At 44.9% G+C, this 15,840-nt stretch carries 12 protein-coding genes; 11 read left to right on the top strand and 1 reads right to left on the bottom strand.

Features of this window, described 5'->3' with window-relative positions:
* Nucleotides 1-21: 21 nt before the first annotated feature.
* Both lgt (BACINT_RS05615) and lgt (BACINT_RS05610) read left to right on the top strand, forming a co-directional pair.
* Complete coding sequence (gene lgt / locus BACINT_RS05615; RefSeq protein WP_007661259.1) at nucleotides 22-855, top strand: prolipoprotein diacylglyceryl transferase; 834 nt, start codon at nucleotides 22-24, stop codon at nucleotides 853-855.
* A 41-nt stretch (nucleotides 856-896) separates the two neighbouring features.
* Nucleotides 897-1,724, top strand: coding sequence for a prolipoprotein diacylglyceryl transferase (lgt, locus tag BACINT_RS05610; protein WP_007661258.1), 828 nt, complete (start codon nucleotides 897-899; stop codon nucleotides 1,722-1,724).
* Nucleotides 1,725-1,777: 53 nt separating this feature from the next.
* On the opposite strand, the gene BACINT_RS05605 is transcribed toward lgt (BACINT_RS05610), so the two are convergent.
* Nucleotides 1,778-3,319, bottom strand: coding sequence for a hypothetical protein (locus tag BACINT_RS05605; protein WP_044154894.1), 1,542 nt, complete (start codon nucleotides 3,317-3,319; stop codon nucleotides 1,778-1,780).
* Nucleotides 3,320-3,638: 319 nt separating this feature from the next.
* Between BACINT_RS05605 and rbsK the strand changes: the two genes are divergently transcribed.
* The 9 genes from rbsK (at nucleotide 3,639) to BACINT_RS05560 (ending at nucleotide 15,778) form a co-directional block, all read left to right on the top strand.
* Complete coding sequence (gene rbsK, locus BACINT_RS05600) at nucleotides 3,639-4,547, top strand: ribokinase (RefSeq protein WP_007661256.1); 909 nt, start codon at nucleotides 3,639-3,641, stop codon at nucleotides 4,545-4,547.
* 23 nt (nucleotides 4,548-4,570) lie between these two features.
* Nucleotides 4,571-5,575, top strand: a complete 1,005-nt coding sequence (locus BACINT_RS05595; RefSeq protein WP_007661255.1) for a GRP family sugar transporter — start codon at nucleotides 4,571-4,573, stop codon at nucleotides 5,573-5,575.
* A gap of 120 nt (nucleotides 5,576-5,695) precedes the next feature.
* Entirely contained in the window at nucleotides 5,696-8,695 is a 3,000-nt protein-coding gene (locus BACINT_RS05590) for a SusC/RagA family TonB-linked outer membrane protein (protein ID WP_044154795.1), read from the top strand.
* An 11-nt stretch (nucleotides 8,696-8,706) separates the two neighbouring features.
* On the top strand, nucleotides 8,707-10,275 hold the full coding sequence (locus tag BACINT_RS05585) for a RagB/SusD family nutrient uptake outer membrane protein (RefSeq protein WP_007661253.1): 1,569 nt from the start codon (nucleotides 8,707-8,709) through the stop codon (nucleotides 10,273-10,275).
* A gap of 17 nt (nucleotides 10,276-10,292) precedes the next feature.
* A complete protein-coding gene (locus BACINT_RS05580; RefSeq protein WP_007661252.1) occupies nucleotides 10,293-11,279 on the top strand; it encodes a BACON domain-containing protein in 987 nt (328 codons plus the stop codon).
* Between the two features lie 55 nt (nucleotides 11,280-11,334).
* The gene (locus tag BACINT_RS05575) at nucleotides 11,335-12,369 is read left to right on the top strand and encodes a glycoside hydrolase family protein (protein WP_007661251.1); all 1,035 of its coding nucleotides are present in this window, start codon (nucleotides 11,335-11,337) and stop codon (nucleotides 12,367-12,369) included.
* The gene (locus BACINT_RS05570; RefSeq protein ID WP_007661249.1) at nucleotides 12,366-13,556 is read left to right on the top strand and encodes a nucleoside hydrolase; all 1,191 of its coding nucleotides are present in this window, start codon (nucleotides 12,366-12,368) and stop codon (nucleotides 13,554-13,556) included. Before BACINT_RS05575 ends, BACINT_RS05570 begins: the two co-directional genes overlap by 4 nt.
* An 18-nt stretch (nucleotides 13,557-13,574) precedes the next feature.
* The gene (locus BACINT_RS05565; RefSeq protein ID WP_007661248.1) at nucleotides 13,575-14,624 is read left to right on the top strand and encodes a nucleoside hydrolase; all 1,050 of its coding nucleotides are present in this window, start codon (nucleotides 13,575-13,577) and stop codon (nucleotides 14,622-14,624) included.
* Nucleotides 14,625-14,632: 8 nt separating this feature from the next.
* Entirely contained in the window at nucleotides 14,633-15,778 is a 1,146-nt protein-coding gene (locus BACINT_RS05560) for a glycoside hydrolase family protein (RefSeq protein ID WP_007661247.1), read from the top strand.
* The last annotated feature ends 62 nt before the right edge of the window (nucleotides 15,779-15,840 follow it).

Below are 15,840 nucleotides of genomic sequence, written 5' to 3'. Positions count from 1 at the left end.
ACCATATAATCAGATACATTTATGCCATCACTGCTCACCATCAATTGGAATCCCGATCCCGAACTGTTCAACCTCTTCGGAAGTTTCCCCATTCGCTATTACGGGCTACTGTGGGGTATCGGCATCGTACTTTCCTGCATCATAGTCCAGCGCCAATACCGGGATAGGAAAATCAGTGAAGACAAGTTCACCCCGCTCTTTTTCTATTGCGTAATCGGCATCACCCTCGGAGCAAGGTTAGGGCACTGCATCTTCTACGATTGGAGTTATTATCAGAATCATCTCATAGAAATGATACTTCCCATCAGGCAGTTTCCAGGCGAAGGCTGGAAATGGATAGGCTACAAGGGACTTGCCAGTCATGGCGGCACCCTCGGACTAATCATCGCCCTGTGGCTATATTGCCGTAAAACCAAGATGCACTACATGGACGTGCTGGACATGATAGCCGTAGCCACCCCCATCTGCGCCTGCTGTATCCGCCTTGCCAACCTGATGAACTCCGAAATCATTGGCAAGCCAACCGATATGCCTTGGGCTTTTGTATTCGAACAAGTAGATATGCTACCCCGCCATCCGGCACAGCTTTACGAAGCAATCGCCTACTTTATCTTCTTCCTGGGAATGATTTACTTATATAAGAAATCAGACCATGGCCAAAAGCTGCACCGAGGTTTCTTCTTCGGACTTTGCCTGACAGAAATATTCGTCTTCCGCTTCTTTGTAGAGTTCCTGAAAGAAAACCAAGTGGATTTCGAGAATACAATGACTCTCAACATGGGGCAATGGCTCAGCGTTCCGTTCGTTATCATCGGAATATATTTCATGCTCTTTTATGGGAAAAACAAGCAATAAAAAGTAAATAAGCTCATTTGTAAACCAAATATATTGAAAATATGCTCTCATTACTAACCATCAACTGGAACCCCAACCCCGAACTGTTCAACCTGTTCGGTCATGTACCCGTCCGTTATTACGGCCTATTGTGGGTCATTGGCATCGCATGCTCCTATTTTGTAGTTCGTTACCAGTATAAAGACAAAAAAATTGGTGACGACAAGTTCGAACCGCTGTTCTTCTATTGCTTCTTCGGTATTCTCATCGGAGCACGATTAGGGCACTGCCTATTCTATCAGCCGGAATATTACCTGCATCATTTCTGGGAAATGATATTACCCATACAGTTTTTGCCCGATGGTGGTTGGAAATGGACCGGTTATGCAGGTCTTGCCAGTCATGGCGGAACACTCGGATTGATTATTGCCCTGTGGATGTACTGCCGCAAAACTAAGATGCACTATATGGATGTGCTGGACATGATAGCCGTGTCCACCCCTATCTGCGCCTGCTTCATCCGCCTCGCCAACCTGATGAACTCCGAAATCATAGGTAAAGCAACCGATGTACCCTGGGCTTTCGTATTCGAACGGGTAGATATGCTCCCCCGCCATCCGGCACAGCTTTACGAGGCCATCGCTTATTTCATATTCTTCCTGATCATGATTTTCTTGTATAAGAATTATGGCAAGAAATTACACCGTGGTTTCTTCTTCGGCCTCTGTCTCACAGAGATATTCGTATTCCGCTTCTTCGTGGAATTCCTGAAAGAGAACCAGGTAGATTTCGAGAATAGCATGTCACTGAATATGGGACAATGGCTCAGCGTTCCGTTCGTGATTATAGGCGTGTACTTCATGTTCTTCTACGGAAAGAAGAAAGCATAGAAATAGAATGAATGAGGATGTACAATTCTTATTTTGATACATCCTCATTCATTCTATCGATGCTGCCATTTACTCTTTGAAGCGTGTTCCCGCTTCAGAATATCACTCAAAGGCACCTCAAATATCTTAGCCTCAACCCATGCCACAAAGTCGAACTTACGCAGAATCTGAGTTTCATATTTATCTGCATACAAGGCATGGACTTCTTCCGCCATACTTTCCCATATCTCCGCACGCTTTTTCCGATTCGTATCAGCGAAAGAATAATTCAGGAACTTAAGCAAAAAGGATTCCACCTTCAGATTATATCCCTTGTTTTTGGACATTTCCCGCTTGATAGAGCGAATTTCAGACTGAATATAGTCTACATCCCCCAATTCATAATGAATCATCACATTCACGATCCTAATGGTACGAAACAACGGAAGAGAATATAAATGACCTCTACCGATAGTCGCACTCAGCCGTTTCCGGGCTTTCCTGTACTCCCCATTTCCTAAATGGATCAGAGCAATATACAATGACATTTCCGCCTGTTGTTGCTCCTTCAGCAGTAGCATCTTATCAATCAACGAGGTTTGATGTTCAGCAATCCATATTCCTGCTTTATCGAAATCACCTGCATCAATAAACGAAAACAACCGGTAGATAAAGATCACATACATAACATTCAGCTGGAAACTGGATGATGGCGAAGACAACTTCCCCAACTTTTCAATGAAATAATTCATGCCCTCATAATTGTGCATGATACGCAGACTTTCCAGCATACCTTCCACCGTCATCAGGTAATAGACCGGAGGATTATTCCACAAATGGCTGTTCTCTTCAAAGAGCTTGTTCAATTCTACAAACGAGTTAAATGCTGCTTTGTAATCCCCTACTGTGATAAAGTAATTCGCCTGGAATAACTGATGATTCTTTTTTATTTCAAAGTTCTCAACGCCTGCACTTGCTACAATACTGATTTCACTGGTTACCAAGTCATCTAATTTCTGAGTTTCCTCAAGTGACCTCGAAGCCCCTCTGTTTATCATTCTATACTTCAACAGCTCATACAGTGAAGACTGCTCATTCAGTTGGCGGATACTTTTTAATGTATTATTCATCTTATATTGCTTATTCAGCAGCTTTTGTTCATCCATATCTTCAAAATCCAATGTCAGAAGATAGTTCAGTTCCAGCCTTTGCGCTACCAACAACGCAAAGTGATTCTCATAATACACCGCTTTCTCTTTTACCTTTTTCAATACCTGAAAGCATTCCTGATACATGGATTTCTCATACAAAACCCTTGCGTGCAGCAATTCATTGAACAAGAGATAATAACTGTCCTGCTCTGTCCGCAACCGGGTCAATATGTCTATCAACAAATCAAATAAATAAATAACTACCGTATTAAATGAAGAAGTAGGTTTAGCTGTCAGAAAAGACATCTTCAATTCTTCGGGATCACTTAATTTTTTATCATCAATCAACCTGAAAAGAAAGATATAATCCTTCTCCGGTTTATTAGAGATATACAGGGAGAATTCTTTCTTCTCCTGTTTAGTGAGATTATTAATCAGATGAATGAGGGATTCGGACTTTAGCATAGTATTAGCAGATTTTTTTAGATACACATCTTTTACGATAGCAAGGTAGAGAAAAAAATGAAAGCAAGCAATATTTTCACGGAATAATATAGGCTTTACCAATATTACTAATATCATATTCATTACGATCAACCATTTATTATATATTTATATATCAATTATTTAAATGTATCAATTTATAATTATATTCATTTTACCAGTATTAAAAATCATAGTTTTTTGTTTGCTTATGTACTAAGTATCGCATACTTTTGGAATAGAAAAAGAAAGCACAGTATCCAATATTCAATTATTCAATCTTAAAACTAATAAAGTAACCATGAGCAAAAATATCATTGTAATAGGCAGTTGTAATACAGATATGGTCATCAAAGCCGATCGTCTTCCTGTACCAGGAGAAACAATCATAGGCGGTAGTTTCATGATGAATCCCGGAGGCAAAGGAGCCAACCAGGCCGTAGCCGCTGCCAGATTGAAAGGAAATGTGCATTTCATAGCCAAAACCGGAAATGACTTGTTCGGCAAACGTTCCATAGAACAGTACGAAGACGAAGGTATTCATGTTGAGAATATCTATTCAGACCCCACACTCCCCTCGGGCGTAGCATTAATTATGGTGGATATGAACGGAGAAAACAGCATTGCCATCGCTTCCGGAGCCAATGGTTCATTGAGTCCCGAAGACATCCGGAAGGCACAGCCTACCATAGAAAAAGGCGATATCCTGCTGATGCAATTGGAAATCCCTATTGAAACAGTGGAATATGCCGCCCAGATAGCCAGCGAACAAGGCATCAAGGTGATACTAAACCCAGCACCTGCCCGTGCGCTCTCCAACAAACTACTACAGAACCTGTACATGATCATCCCCAATGAAACGGAAGCTGAAATCCTCTCCGGCGTCAAAGTAACCGATTGGGAAAGCGCACGCAAGGCTGCGGATATCATCAGTGCCAAAGGAGTGGACATCGTAGTTATCACCCTTGGTTCCAAAGGAGCATTGATTAAAGAAAAAGATACATTCCATGAAGTACCCGTACCCAAAGTCAAAGCCGTAGACACAACAGCAGCGGGAGATACTTTCTGTGGTGCATTGTGCGTTGCTTTATCCGAAGATGTAAATGTGTTGGATGCAGTTAAATTCGCCAATAAATGTGCGTCCATCACTGTGACCCGAATGGGAGCCCAGCCCTCCCTACCCTATCGTAAAGAAATTGATGTTTTATAAATAGTAATTTAAAATCTAATACCATGTTTATAGTCGACAGTTATTCATTAGCAGTTATTTTCTGCGTTGTCACGATGCTCTGCTGGGGTTCGTGGGGTAATACACAGAAACTTGCCGGGAAAACCTGGCGTTACGAATTGTTCTACTGGGATTACGTAATCGGTATCCTTGCCTTCTCTCTCCTCTTAGGTTTCACTCTGGGCAGCACGGGAGATGCCGGACGCGGTTTTGTTGAAGATTTGAAGCAGATCAGTATGGAGAACTATGCAAGTGCTTTTGCAGGAGGCGTCATATTCAATCTGTCCAACATCCTTTTATCAGCTTCCGTCTCTATGGCAGGGCTTACGGTAGCATTCCCGTTAGGAGTCGGCATAGCCTTGGTATTAGGTGTTTTCGTCAATTATTTCGGTGAACCTAAAGGCGATGCAGTAATCCTGTTCAGTGGTGTGGCACTCGTCGTATTGGCTATAATATTTAATGCCATAGCTGCCGGAAAGATGAACCAGAAAGGAAGCAGCACCAATAAGAAAGGGATTATCATTGCCATTATAGCCGGTGTACTGATGTCTTTCTTCTATCGGTTTGTTGCTGCCGCCATGGACTTGAACAATTTTGAGTCACCTACCCCCACAATGGCTACTCCGTATTCAGCATTCTTTATATTCGCAATAGGTATCTTCATAAGTAATTTCATTATCAATACCATCGTGATGAAAAAACCGTTTGTAGGTACTCCGGTGAGCTATAAGGAGTATTTCCAAGGCAAGTTCAGCACACACATGGTCGGAGTGCTGGGAGGAGCTATTTGGGGACTGGGTACGGCTCTCAGTTACATTGCAGCAGGAAAAGCCGGTGCAGCTATCTCTTACGCATTAGGACAAGGAGCACCCATGATCGCAGCCCTGTGGGGCATATTTATCTGGAAAGAATTCAAAGGTTCTTCCCGCACGGTAAATATTCTTCTGGCCTGCATGTTCGTTCTGTTTATATCCGGTTTAGGAGCAATTATCATCTCCGGAGCCAATTAACCGGCTCCTCACTCTTACTAAATAAACGCTTTCTTTTTCTACTTCTCACGGAGTGAAAAAGGAGAAGGGAATTGCCTGAACTAAAATATATTTTTCGTTCAACCTCTAAAATTTTAATACATGAGACCGATTCAAATAATAGTATTCTGTCTTTGCATGTGCTCGCTCAATTTGTACGCACAAGTCAGCGTCACAGGCACTGTAAACGATAATACCGGGGAAAGTCTTCCCGGAGTATCCATTCTGGCGAAGGACGGTGACCGTACCTTTGGAACCACCACCGACATCAACGGTAGATATGAAATCAAAGTGAATCAGGGGGCTACCCTCGAATTCAGTTTTATCGGATTTACCAAGCAAAAGGTGAAAGTAGGCACTAACAATGTCATTAACATCACATTAGAGCCTGAAAATGAAATGTTGGATGAAGTAGTTGTAATTGGTTACGGCTCTGTCAAGAAGAAAGACCTGCTCGGTTCCATTTCTACGGTAAAGGAAGACGCTTTGGCCGAACGTGTTTCGGGCAATGTGGTGGAAGCCATGCGCGGACTTACTTCGGGCGTAAAGATTACAAGTAGTGGACAGCCGGGTTCCAGTGCCACCATCAACATTCGCGGTCTGGGTAGTTTGACCAACAACAACCCGTTATTCATCATCGACGGTGCCTATGGTGGCAGTGATTTGGGTGTCAATGTAGAAGACATTGAGTCTATTCAAGTATTGAAAGATGCCTCATCAGCAGCCATCTATGGTTCACGTGCAGCAAATGGAGTTGTAATCATCACTACCAAGCAAGGTAAAGAAGGTGACCTGAAAGTGAAGTTTGATTCACAACTGACACTAAGTTGGCTCCCCCGCTACGACCTGATGGATGCAGAGACTTACAAGATTTATAACGACCGTGCTTATGACGAAGCCATCCTGGCAGGAGTTTCAGGCGTTACAAAACGCCAGAACCACTATGATGGAAATACAGACTGGCAAGATGAAATGTTGGGTACAGGTGTATTGCAGAACTACAATGTATCCCTTTCCGGAGGTTCCAAAACTGTGAAGTATTACGCATCTCTGAACCGCATGGTCGATGATGGTGCTCTCTACCGTACCGGTTACGACAAATACGGCTTCCGTATCAACACTAGCGGACAGAAAGGTATTTTCTCATACGGTGAGAATTTCTACTACACCAAATCCGACAGGAAGATACTGAACGGTAATCCCTGGAGCGACTTCATCGGTATGCCACCCACTATTCCGGTATATGACGAGTCACATGTCGGCGGATACGGATACGGCGATGTAGACCGTGCCAACTCTTACGGCCTGAATTCAGTAGCCATGCAGGACTTGTATATACGAAACAATGAAGAGGAATACCTGACCGGAAACATCTACGGGCAGATTTCACTCTTTGGGATGTTCGATGCAAAACTGAATGTTGCCTATAAAAGTTATATGGGCGTTACGAACTCCCTGCGCAAGAAAGGTAATTGGGTTATGGGACAAGGTGACGATGCCGCGCATCTGGGTTACGATAGTGCCAAGAATCATGATATACTGATTGAGCAAACCTACAATTTTAAGCATAAATTCGGTAAACATGATGTGAATGCACTGTTTGGTATCACTTACAATAAGTTCCACGAAGAAAAACGTTGGATTACCAAACTCGATCCATTGACGATAGGCGACAAATACATCACATCTCTGGATGCTGCCACCGGAAATACCACCGCAGGCGGTAGCTATGGCGAATCAGCATTGATATCTTATCTTGGACGCATCAACTACTCCTATGCCGACAAATACCTGGCACAAGTAACAGCCCGTCGTGACGGTACTTCCCGCCTACCTAAGAATGACCGTTGGGGAAACTTCCTTTCCGTTTCATTGGGCTGGCGTATTAGTGGCGAGAAGTTCTTCAATGTACCTTGGATTGATGACCTGAAAATACGTGCCAATTACGGTACTCTCGGTAACAGTAGTATCGGTTATTGGGACTACCAGTCCACCATCAACACAGCTCCGCGCGCCGTATTCGGAAGTCCGGAAAACATATTGATTGGTATGACTCAATCTCAGTTAACCAACAATGACCTGGTTTGGGAAAAGAAAACAACCGCTAACGTCGGTTTCGACCTGGTTGCATTCAATAACCGTTTCCGTTTAAGTGCTGAGTATTTCTATTCAAAGAGTAAAGACCTCTTGGTTTACCTCCCCATCCTGATGAGTTCGGGTAATGAAGGTGGTGCACCTGCCGTGAATGCTGGTAGCCTGGAAAATAAAGGATTTGAAATGGAAATCGGCTGGAACGATCAGATTCGCGACTTTGCCTACTCCGCTTCACTGAACATTTCACATATCAAAAATAAAGTACTTGATTTGGGATACGGACAAACAGTCTACAATACGACTCTTGCCAAAACCGTAATCGGTGAACCGCTCGGTATGTGGTATCTCTACAAGATGAATGGTATCTTCCAGTCAGAAGAAGAAGTACGGAACTATGTAAACTCAGAAGGCAAGATCATACAACCTAATGCTTTGCCAGGTGATATTAAGTATGACGACTACAACGGCGATGGCAATATATCATCCGAAGACCGCCAGATAGTAGGCAGCCCTTGGCCCAAACTTGAATTAGGAATAAGTCTCGGTGCATCCTACAAAGGCTTCGACCTGAACATCAACGGCTACGGTCGCTTCGGGCAGAAAGTATGGAACGGTTCGGCATCAGCAGCCGGTGACTTTGCCAACAACCAGAACAACTTCAACGGCATTATCCCCTGGACACAAGAGCACCCGGTTAACGACCGTCCGCGCATTGTATACGGAGACTCCCGCAACAGTCGAAGCGATCAGGACCGCTGGTTGGAAAACGGTTCATTCTTCCGCCTGAGCGATATTACATTAGGTTATACAGTACCTACCCGTTACATTAAGAAGATTGGATTAGAAAGACTCCGTGCATCGGTTACTTTACAGAACCTGGTGACCTTTACCGGATACTCCGGCCTGGATCCTGAATTTGCAGACAGCGGCATCTTCACTATGGGAGCAGATTATTGTTCGTTCCCTAACCCACGCGCTGTTCAGTTTGCATTATCATTCACTTTCTAAATACTGCTGAAATGAAAAAAATAGCTCTTTATATATTATGCGGTGTCACGGCATTATTTACGTCGTGCGACCCTTCTTTACTCGATCTGCAAAATGAAAACACCCTGAGTACAGGCGTATACTGGAAGACAGAATCTGACATCGAAGCCGGTGTAGTAGCCGTATACGGAATGTTCTACCGTCAGGGAACCTGGACACGTAATATCTATACACAGATGATAGGTATGGCGGACGAAGGCGTAAGTTATGCCGGATGGACCGAATTGAACGAGTACACCAAGTTCATCTTTACCGATTATAACTTCTCAGAAGTCAATACCAAGATATGGCGAGAACACTATACTGCCATTTTCCGTGCTAATCAAGTATTGGACCATATAGGTAACGTACCGTTCAGTAATGAAACGCACAAGGATGACCTCATTGGGCAAACTAAGTTCCTGCGTGCTTTCTATTACTTCTACCTTACTGCCTTGTGGGATAATGTACCTCTCGTGCTAAATACCTCTTCAGCAGCCGATAAGCCCATGCAGGCTAGCGCTGACGAAGTCTTGATACAAATAGAAGAAGACCTGGAAGATGCCATCACCAAACTCCCTTCCACACGCGACGCCAATAACTACGGCCGCCCAACGAAAGGCGCCGCCTACGGATTACTGGCCAAAGCTTATGCACAGCATCACAAATGGGAAGATGCCAAAAGATGTCTCGAATGGCTCGTTGATGGCGAAGGAAAGAACTATTACACACTGGTATCCAATTGGGCTGATAATTTCAGCAACTATACGGAAGATAACAAAGAGTCACTGTATGAGATTCACTTCTCTCTGACCAACAAGGTGGGCTTCGACCAGACAGACAACTACCTGGACCCGAATGCGCAACTGGGTACACAGATTGAAATGAACCAGGCTCCTACCGGAATCGGCTGGAACAACATCGAAGCAAGACGCTGGCTGGTGGACTACTACAAGCGCGAACAAACAACGGATGGAAAGAACGATTCCCGCTTGTTCTACACACTGTGGTATGATGGTGCAGCCTCCGACTTCCCTGAATACCCCAACCAGTTGATATACGGCTCTCCATGGAACAGCGACTGGGGCAACCGCGTTTTCATCAAGAAATATAGTACAGATGCCTCCCCACTGTATTACTGGAATGATAATAACTTCCGTTCCCTGCGTTATGCCGATATGCTGTTACTGTATGCTGAAGCACTCAACGAACTGAATGCCACACCGCCTTCAAAAGCCATTGAATGCCTCAACCGCGTACGCAACCGCGTCAATCTGCCCAACATAGAGGATAGCAAATACTACAACGGCTCCCAGATCAGCACCAACAAAGATGCTTTCCGCGAACACCTGAAGATAGAACGCGCTCTGGAGCTTGCCATGGAGTGTGTGCGTTGGGTCGACCTGAAACGTTGGGGTATCAACGACCAGACCACATTGAACGAACTGAAAGCACGCGACAGCGACTTCAATAACTTTATAATCGGTAAATCCATCCGTATGCCAATCCCGCAAAGCGAAGTGGACAACAATCCGAATTTGAACCAAAATGACCAGTACTAATTGAAGACATTTGAGCTATGATCAATACAAAATATTTAATAGGAGCAGTCATTATACTGCTGACGTTATGGGGATGCGGAAATGATTCCGATTACGTCATCGAAAGCAATCCCAATGAGTTCGCCATATTTCCGGTAGCCATACCTGTAAGCGCTGATGGCGGAACTTATGAACTGACAGTCAACGGCAATGAGTCGTGGACAGCCGAACTGACCAATTCCAATAGCTCAGCCCAGGACTGGTGCACACTGAGTGAAACGTCAGGAAGCGGCAGAAAAGTAATCACCGTTACTGTAAAACCAACCACCTCTTTCGTAAAGAACCGTTCGGTTATCGTTGAAGTAAGCTCCGGTACCCGGATATTAAAATCAAAGGTATTACAGGAGACAATGGTACTGGGTGAAGACGAAGTGCTGATAAACGGCCTTATATGGTCTACCAAGAATGTAGGCACTCCGGGAACTTTCGCAACCTCTCCCGATGATATAGGACAACTGTATCAGTTCAATCGCAAAGTAGGTTATCCGGCTGGCCCGCAGGACGATCCGGCACCAGCTAACTGGCCTTCGAACTATACCAACGACGGTACCAACTGGACTACCGAAAATGACCCATCTCCCGAGGGCTGGCGTGTGCCTACCACGGAAGAGATGGTGGCTCTCTGGGAAAAAGGAGCAACATGGGTTACAGCAGCCCAGACCGGATTCAAAACTGATGGTATCATTATTGGCGTTGACGAGGTTACTGCCAAACGTGCTACAAAAGATAATCTGAAACAACTCGGTTGCCTCTTCCTGCCTCAAAGCGGTTGGAGAAATGAAACCGGAATGATGGACCGCACCTGGCTCTGTGCCGTTCGCAGCGGAAATTCATTAAGTCCTACCCACGGTGGCATGTCACTGGGAGACTCCGGCGGCTACCGCGACACATGGGGTTGGGGTGACGGACAAAAAGCACGTGCAGCCATGATCCGGCCTGTCAAAAACATACAAGTCGAGGATTGATTTATGGCATCTATATACCCGACAACTCAATTATTAACGAACTAAATTTAAAGAGATGAACAACTATAAGACCTATATATACCTTGCCTTGCTCACACTCTTGAGTTGCAAGGGCAATGACGGTAATGAACCGCAGAAACTCACACCGCAAATCCGGTATGAGTTCAGCGGCGGTGCCGGCCATTATAACTATGCTCCGAGCATCATAGAAGACCAGTACGGCATCCGGTACGGCTTTGTATGTGAGAATCGTGATCCGTTCAAGATTGTGGACTATGTTTATCTATACAAAGGAATCCCCACGGAGAAAGGCTATGTATGGCAACCCGGCACACAGATCATCGAACCTTCCGAGACAGGTTGGGATAACTGCCACATCTGCGACCCGGACGTACGTGAGTTTAAAACGACTTATAAAGGAGAAACTTACAACTGGATTATGACCTACCTGGGCGTAGACCGCTGGGACTGTAACCACAACCAGATAGGACTGGCCATTTCCAAGAACATCGAAGGCCCGTATATCAAGTTCGACCGCAATCCGCTGGTGGCTTATGAAGATACTACCAAATGGGGTGTAGGGCAAAGTACAACAATCGTCAAAGACTCTACGACCATACAATTATTCTATCATTCGACTACGGAGAACGGACCTTTCTGTATGCGCGAAATAAAATTGAATGATCTGGATAATATCATATTGGGCGAAGAGAAAGCAATTCCTTTCCTGAGCGCCAACAGCTATCCTGCCATGTCCGACAAGAATATATATATGGTTTCGGAAACCCGTGTGTCCCCCATCAAAGAGATACCGACTTGGGTAGGAGATGTCTGCCGGCTGGCATACAAACCAAGAACAGAAAGTCTCTTTACCGAGGAAGACGGATGGATTGAAATCGGCCATGCAGGACCGGAAGAAACAGGATTCCCAAGAAATCACAATCCGGGTATCCTGACGGATACGAAAGGTTACATGCTTAGTGACGATGAACTGGTGATGTACTTCACTCCCGCCATGACAGGTGAAAACTGGCTATGGTCATACGACCTGTATTCGGCTACGTTTAATCTCAAAAACTATTTCAAATGAATAAAACAATCCTGCAAATAGTATGCATTGCTCTTATTCTTGCCTTCCCTTGTGGGAAGGCATCAGGGCAATACAAAAAGATTCCCGTAGTGGTAATCACCGACTTATATCATCCGTATCAGGACCCGGGAGATAACATGGACCTCATTATGGGCTTCGGACTGCCCGATGTAGACCTGAAAGCCGTCTTATTGGACATCACAGACGCATTCAGGAAAGATACCGCCGACCATCCCACCCTGTGGAAAGACCCGCGTGGACCGAGAGAAGCCGGAATTATCCCTGTGGAACAATTAAGTTATATCTTCAACAAAAAGGTACCTTATGGCATTGGTCCGTTATCCATGATGAAATCGGAAGAAGACCGGATGGAGTATCTGCCAGGCTATGAGCAGGAAGCAATCAATATACTGCTGGAAGTTCTGAAAAAGAGTAAAGAACCCGTAGAGGTATTGTCATTCGGTTCGGCAAGGATACTGGCGGTTGCCTACAACCGTGCCCCCAAGCTGATGAAACAGAAGATACACAAAATTCATCTAAGTGCCGGGACAGCAAGCAAGAACCATGAATTGGGAAGCGATGCCGGGGCAAATGCTATTCCGGGCGGTGAGTGGAATGTAGCACTGGACGTGTTCGCTTTCAACAGAATATTAAAATCAGATTTACCCGTAGCCATCTATCCATGTGCAGGCAAAGACGGAGGCTTCGTAAAAGACTGTAACAATACCTACTGGAAATTACCCGATATGGATTTTATCCGAAAGATGAATCCCCAATTGCAACGGTATCTTGATTTTGCTTTCACCCAGAAACTGCAATATGACTTCCTCCGTGCCATGAATGCCGACTATCCGGTTGATATAGACCTCAACCGTTACCCCCGTCCATTCCACGTATGGGAAAGTGCCATCTGGCTGAAAGCAACACAAAGGGAGATCATTTGTACTCCCACCGGAGAATACCGCCTCGTCAAAGAAGGGAAAAGCAACAAAGGCGACCGCATTGTAGCAAACGAACTACGCCGCTGTAACCTTGATGAGATAAGAGACGACGGACGATTCCAGTTTTCATACACCGATAAATCCTCCGATAAAGAGATTTACTATCGTCCAGACCTTGACGAGAACGAGAAAGCACTCCAACAGGTGATTCCCGAACTCTATATATCCATTTCACCCAGTCACTAATTTTTTAAATATACCGTCATGAGAAAGAGCAAACTTTATTTGATTGGCTTGTTAGTATTGGCTCTATCAAGCTGCACTTCCAAGAAACAACAAACTGCGGAAATCACCCCGAATGTACCCAAAATTATTCTGGAAACGGATATAGGTAACGACGTGGACGATGCACTGGCACTGGATATGCTTTACAAGTATCTGGACGCAGGAGATATCGACTTATTAGGCATCACCATCAACAAAGAAGGAACTTATCCGGCCGAATACACCGACATCATGAATACCTGGTACGGCTATCCTCAAATCCCTATCGGAATCATACACAACGGAGCCGACTGTGAGAACGATGCTACAAACTATGCCAAAGCCGTATGCCTCATCCAGAAGGATAACGGTGAACCGGCTTTCAAGCGCTCACTGAAAGGTGACTATAACCAACTGCCGGAAGCGCCTGCCCTCTATCGTAAGCTATTGGCACAGCAACCGGACAGTTCTGTTACCATCATCTCCGTAGGTTTCTCCACGAACCTTGCACGCCTGTTGGATACTCCGGCTGACGATGTATCTCCGCTGACCGGAAAAGAGCTTGTTGCCCAAAAAGTAAAACTGCTGTGTACCATGGCAGGCTGCTTCAACAATCCCAACCTATTCGAATATAACGTAGTGAAAGACATTCCGGCGGCAAAGAAGATATTCTCCGAATGGCCTACCACACTAGTGACTTCTCCTTTCGAAGTAGGTATCGCCATCAACTATCCCGGCAGCAGCATTGAAAACGATTTCGGATGGGCTCCTATGCACCCAGTGGTAGAAGCATATAAAAGCTACCAGCAGATGCCCTACGACCGTCCTACATGGGACTTGACTTCCGTATTGTATTCTGTTGAAGGTCCATCCTATTTCAACGTTTCTCCGGCAGGTAAAATAAACGTAACAGACCAAGGTGCTACTGAATTTACTCCCGATGCCGCAGGAAACCGTTACTACCTGACAGTAGATTCCATTCAGGCTGAGAATATCAAACAACATTTCGTCCAGTTACTGACCAAGCAACCGGCTCACTTCAATAAATAATAAGCATTATGACTAAATATCTATTGGGTCTCATAAGTTTATGCCTCATGTGTTCCTGCTCGGACACCGCTCCCGGAGAAACCCCTCCGATAGACCCGCCAACACCTACACCTACCGTAACCATCACAAAACCGGAATTTGTATTCGGCTTCCAAGGCCAGAGCAAGTATTCTTACTGCCCAAGTGCCTTGAAACAAGCTGATGGGACAGTTCATCTATACTTCTGCGGCAATCCGGAAAACCTGATCATGGTCGATAATATCTTCCATATCAAGATCAACCCAGATGGTACACAGACTGCTGCCAAAAGTGTATTGCAGCCTGGTGTACCAGGTTCATGGGACGATCACCATACCTGTGACCCTTCTGTTATCGAAGGTAACTTCACTTGGAAGAATACTACCTACAAGTATGCCATGTTCTTCCTGAGTAATATGTACGGAGTATATTACAATGAAATCGGTGTCGCGTTCAGCAACGATCTTGATACAGATAGCTGGGTGAAGTATCCGCAGCAGATTGTGAAGAAAACATGGTCGAGCGAAGGTGACCAGGAAATAGGTGGCGGCGGTAAGTCATGGGGAGTAGGCCAGCCTTCTGTCGTATCTCTGGATGGAAAAGGTAAGCTACTGCTGACTTATACCGTAGGTGATATCGGGGGTACGCGCATCGTCTGGACCGAAGCGGATTTCAGTAATATGGATACATATTCCATCAGTACCCCGCAAACGATTGTACAGACAGGTTTAAAGGCCATTGACAACCAGTCAAGGGATTATACCTGTAACTCGGAATTTGCAATTGACAAGGATGCGGATAAAATCGTCATGATACGTCCGGTACAACCTATGCCCAATGATTATCCCAATTATTTGAATTCTTCATTGGAAATAGACTACATGAACCTTTCTGACTTCACCAATCAAAGAGGTAACTGGACACCGATTTACCGGATCACCCCGGATGATACCGGCTATCCGAGAAACCACAATGCCACTTTGCTGAGGGATAATTTCGGCCACTTGCAAGACTGGGAAGAACCGGAATTCTACTTTACAGTCAGCAAGGCAGCCCCTGATGTACAACCTTCGGGCAGTAGCCATGCGGAGTGGACGTACCACATCTGGAAAAGTAAGGTAGTAAAGAGTAAATAAAAAGTAATTCCGGTAATCAACCGAATTTAGTAGTTTCAGTTGATTACCGGAAAAATAAGCTT

Source organism: Bacteroides intestinalis DSM 17393, from assembly GCF_000172175.1.
GTDB classification, from domain to species: Bacteria; Bacteroidota; Bacteroidia; order Bacteroidales; family Bacteroidaceae; genus Bacteroides; species Bacteroides intestinalis.
The sequence above is the reverse complement of the archived record's forward strand: the minus strand, read 5'-3'. Positions and strand labels throughout refer to the sequence as shown.

Bases quoted from the DNA above. Each gene is read 5' to 3' on its own strand.
- lgt (WP_007661259.1), top strand. From the start codon at position 22: ATGCCATCACTGCTCACCATCAATTGGAATCCCGATCCCGAACTGTTC.
- lgt (WP_007661258.1), top strand. From the start codon at position 897: ATGCTCTCATTACTAACCATCAACTGGAACCCCAACCCCGAACTGTTC.
- BACINT_RS05605 (WP_044154894.1), bottom strand. From the start codon at position 3,319: ATGCTAAAGTCCGAATCCCTCATTCATCTGATTAATAATCTCACTAAA.
- rbsK (WP_007661256.1), top strand. From the start codon at position 3,639: ATGAGCAAAAATATCATTGTAATAGGCAGTTGTAATACAGATATGGTC.
- BACINT_RS05595 (WP_007661255.1), top strand. From the start codon at position 4,571: ATGTTTATAGTCGACAGTTATTCATTAGCAGTTATTTTCTGCGTTGTC.
- BACINT_RS05590 (WP_044154795.1), top strand. From the start codon at position 5,696: ATGAGACCGATTCAAATAATAGTATTCTGTCTTTGCATGTGCTCGCTC.
- BACINT_RS05585 (WP_007661253.1), top strand. From the start codon at position 8,707: ATGAAAAAAATAGCTCTTTATATATTATGCGGTGTCACGGCATTATTT.
- BACINT_RS05580 (WP_007661252.1), top strand. From the start codon at position 10,293: ATGATCAATACAAAATATTTAATAGGAGCAGTCATTATACTGCTGACG.
- BACINT_RS05575 (WP_007661251.1), top strand. From the start codon at position 11,335: ATGAACAACTATAAGACCTATATATACCTTGCCTTGCTCACACTCTTG.
- BACINT_RS05570 (WP_007661249.1), top strand. From the start codon at position 12,366: ATGAATAAAACAATCCTGCAAATAGTATGCATTGCTCTTATTCTTGCC.
- BACINT_RS05565 (WP_007661248.1), top strand. From the start codon at position 13,575: ATGAGAAAGAGCAAACTTTATTTGATTGGCTTGTTAGTATTGGCTCTA.
- BACINT_RS05560 (WP_007661247.1), top strand. From the start codon at position 14,633: ATGACTAAATATCTATTGGGTCTCATAAGTTTATGCCTCATGTGTTCC.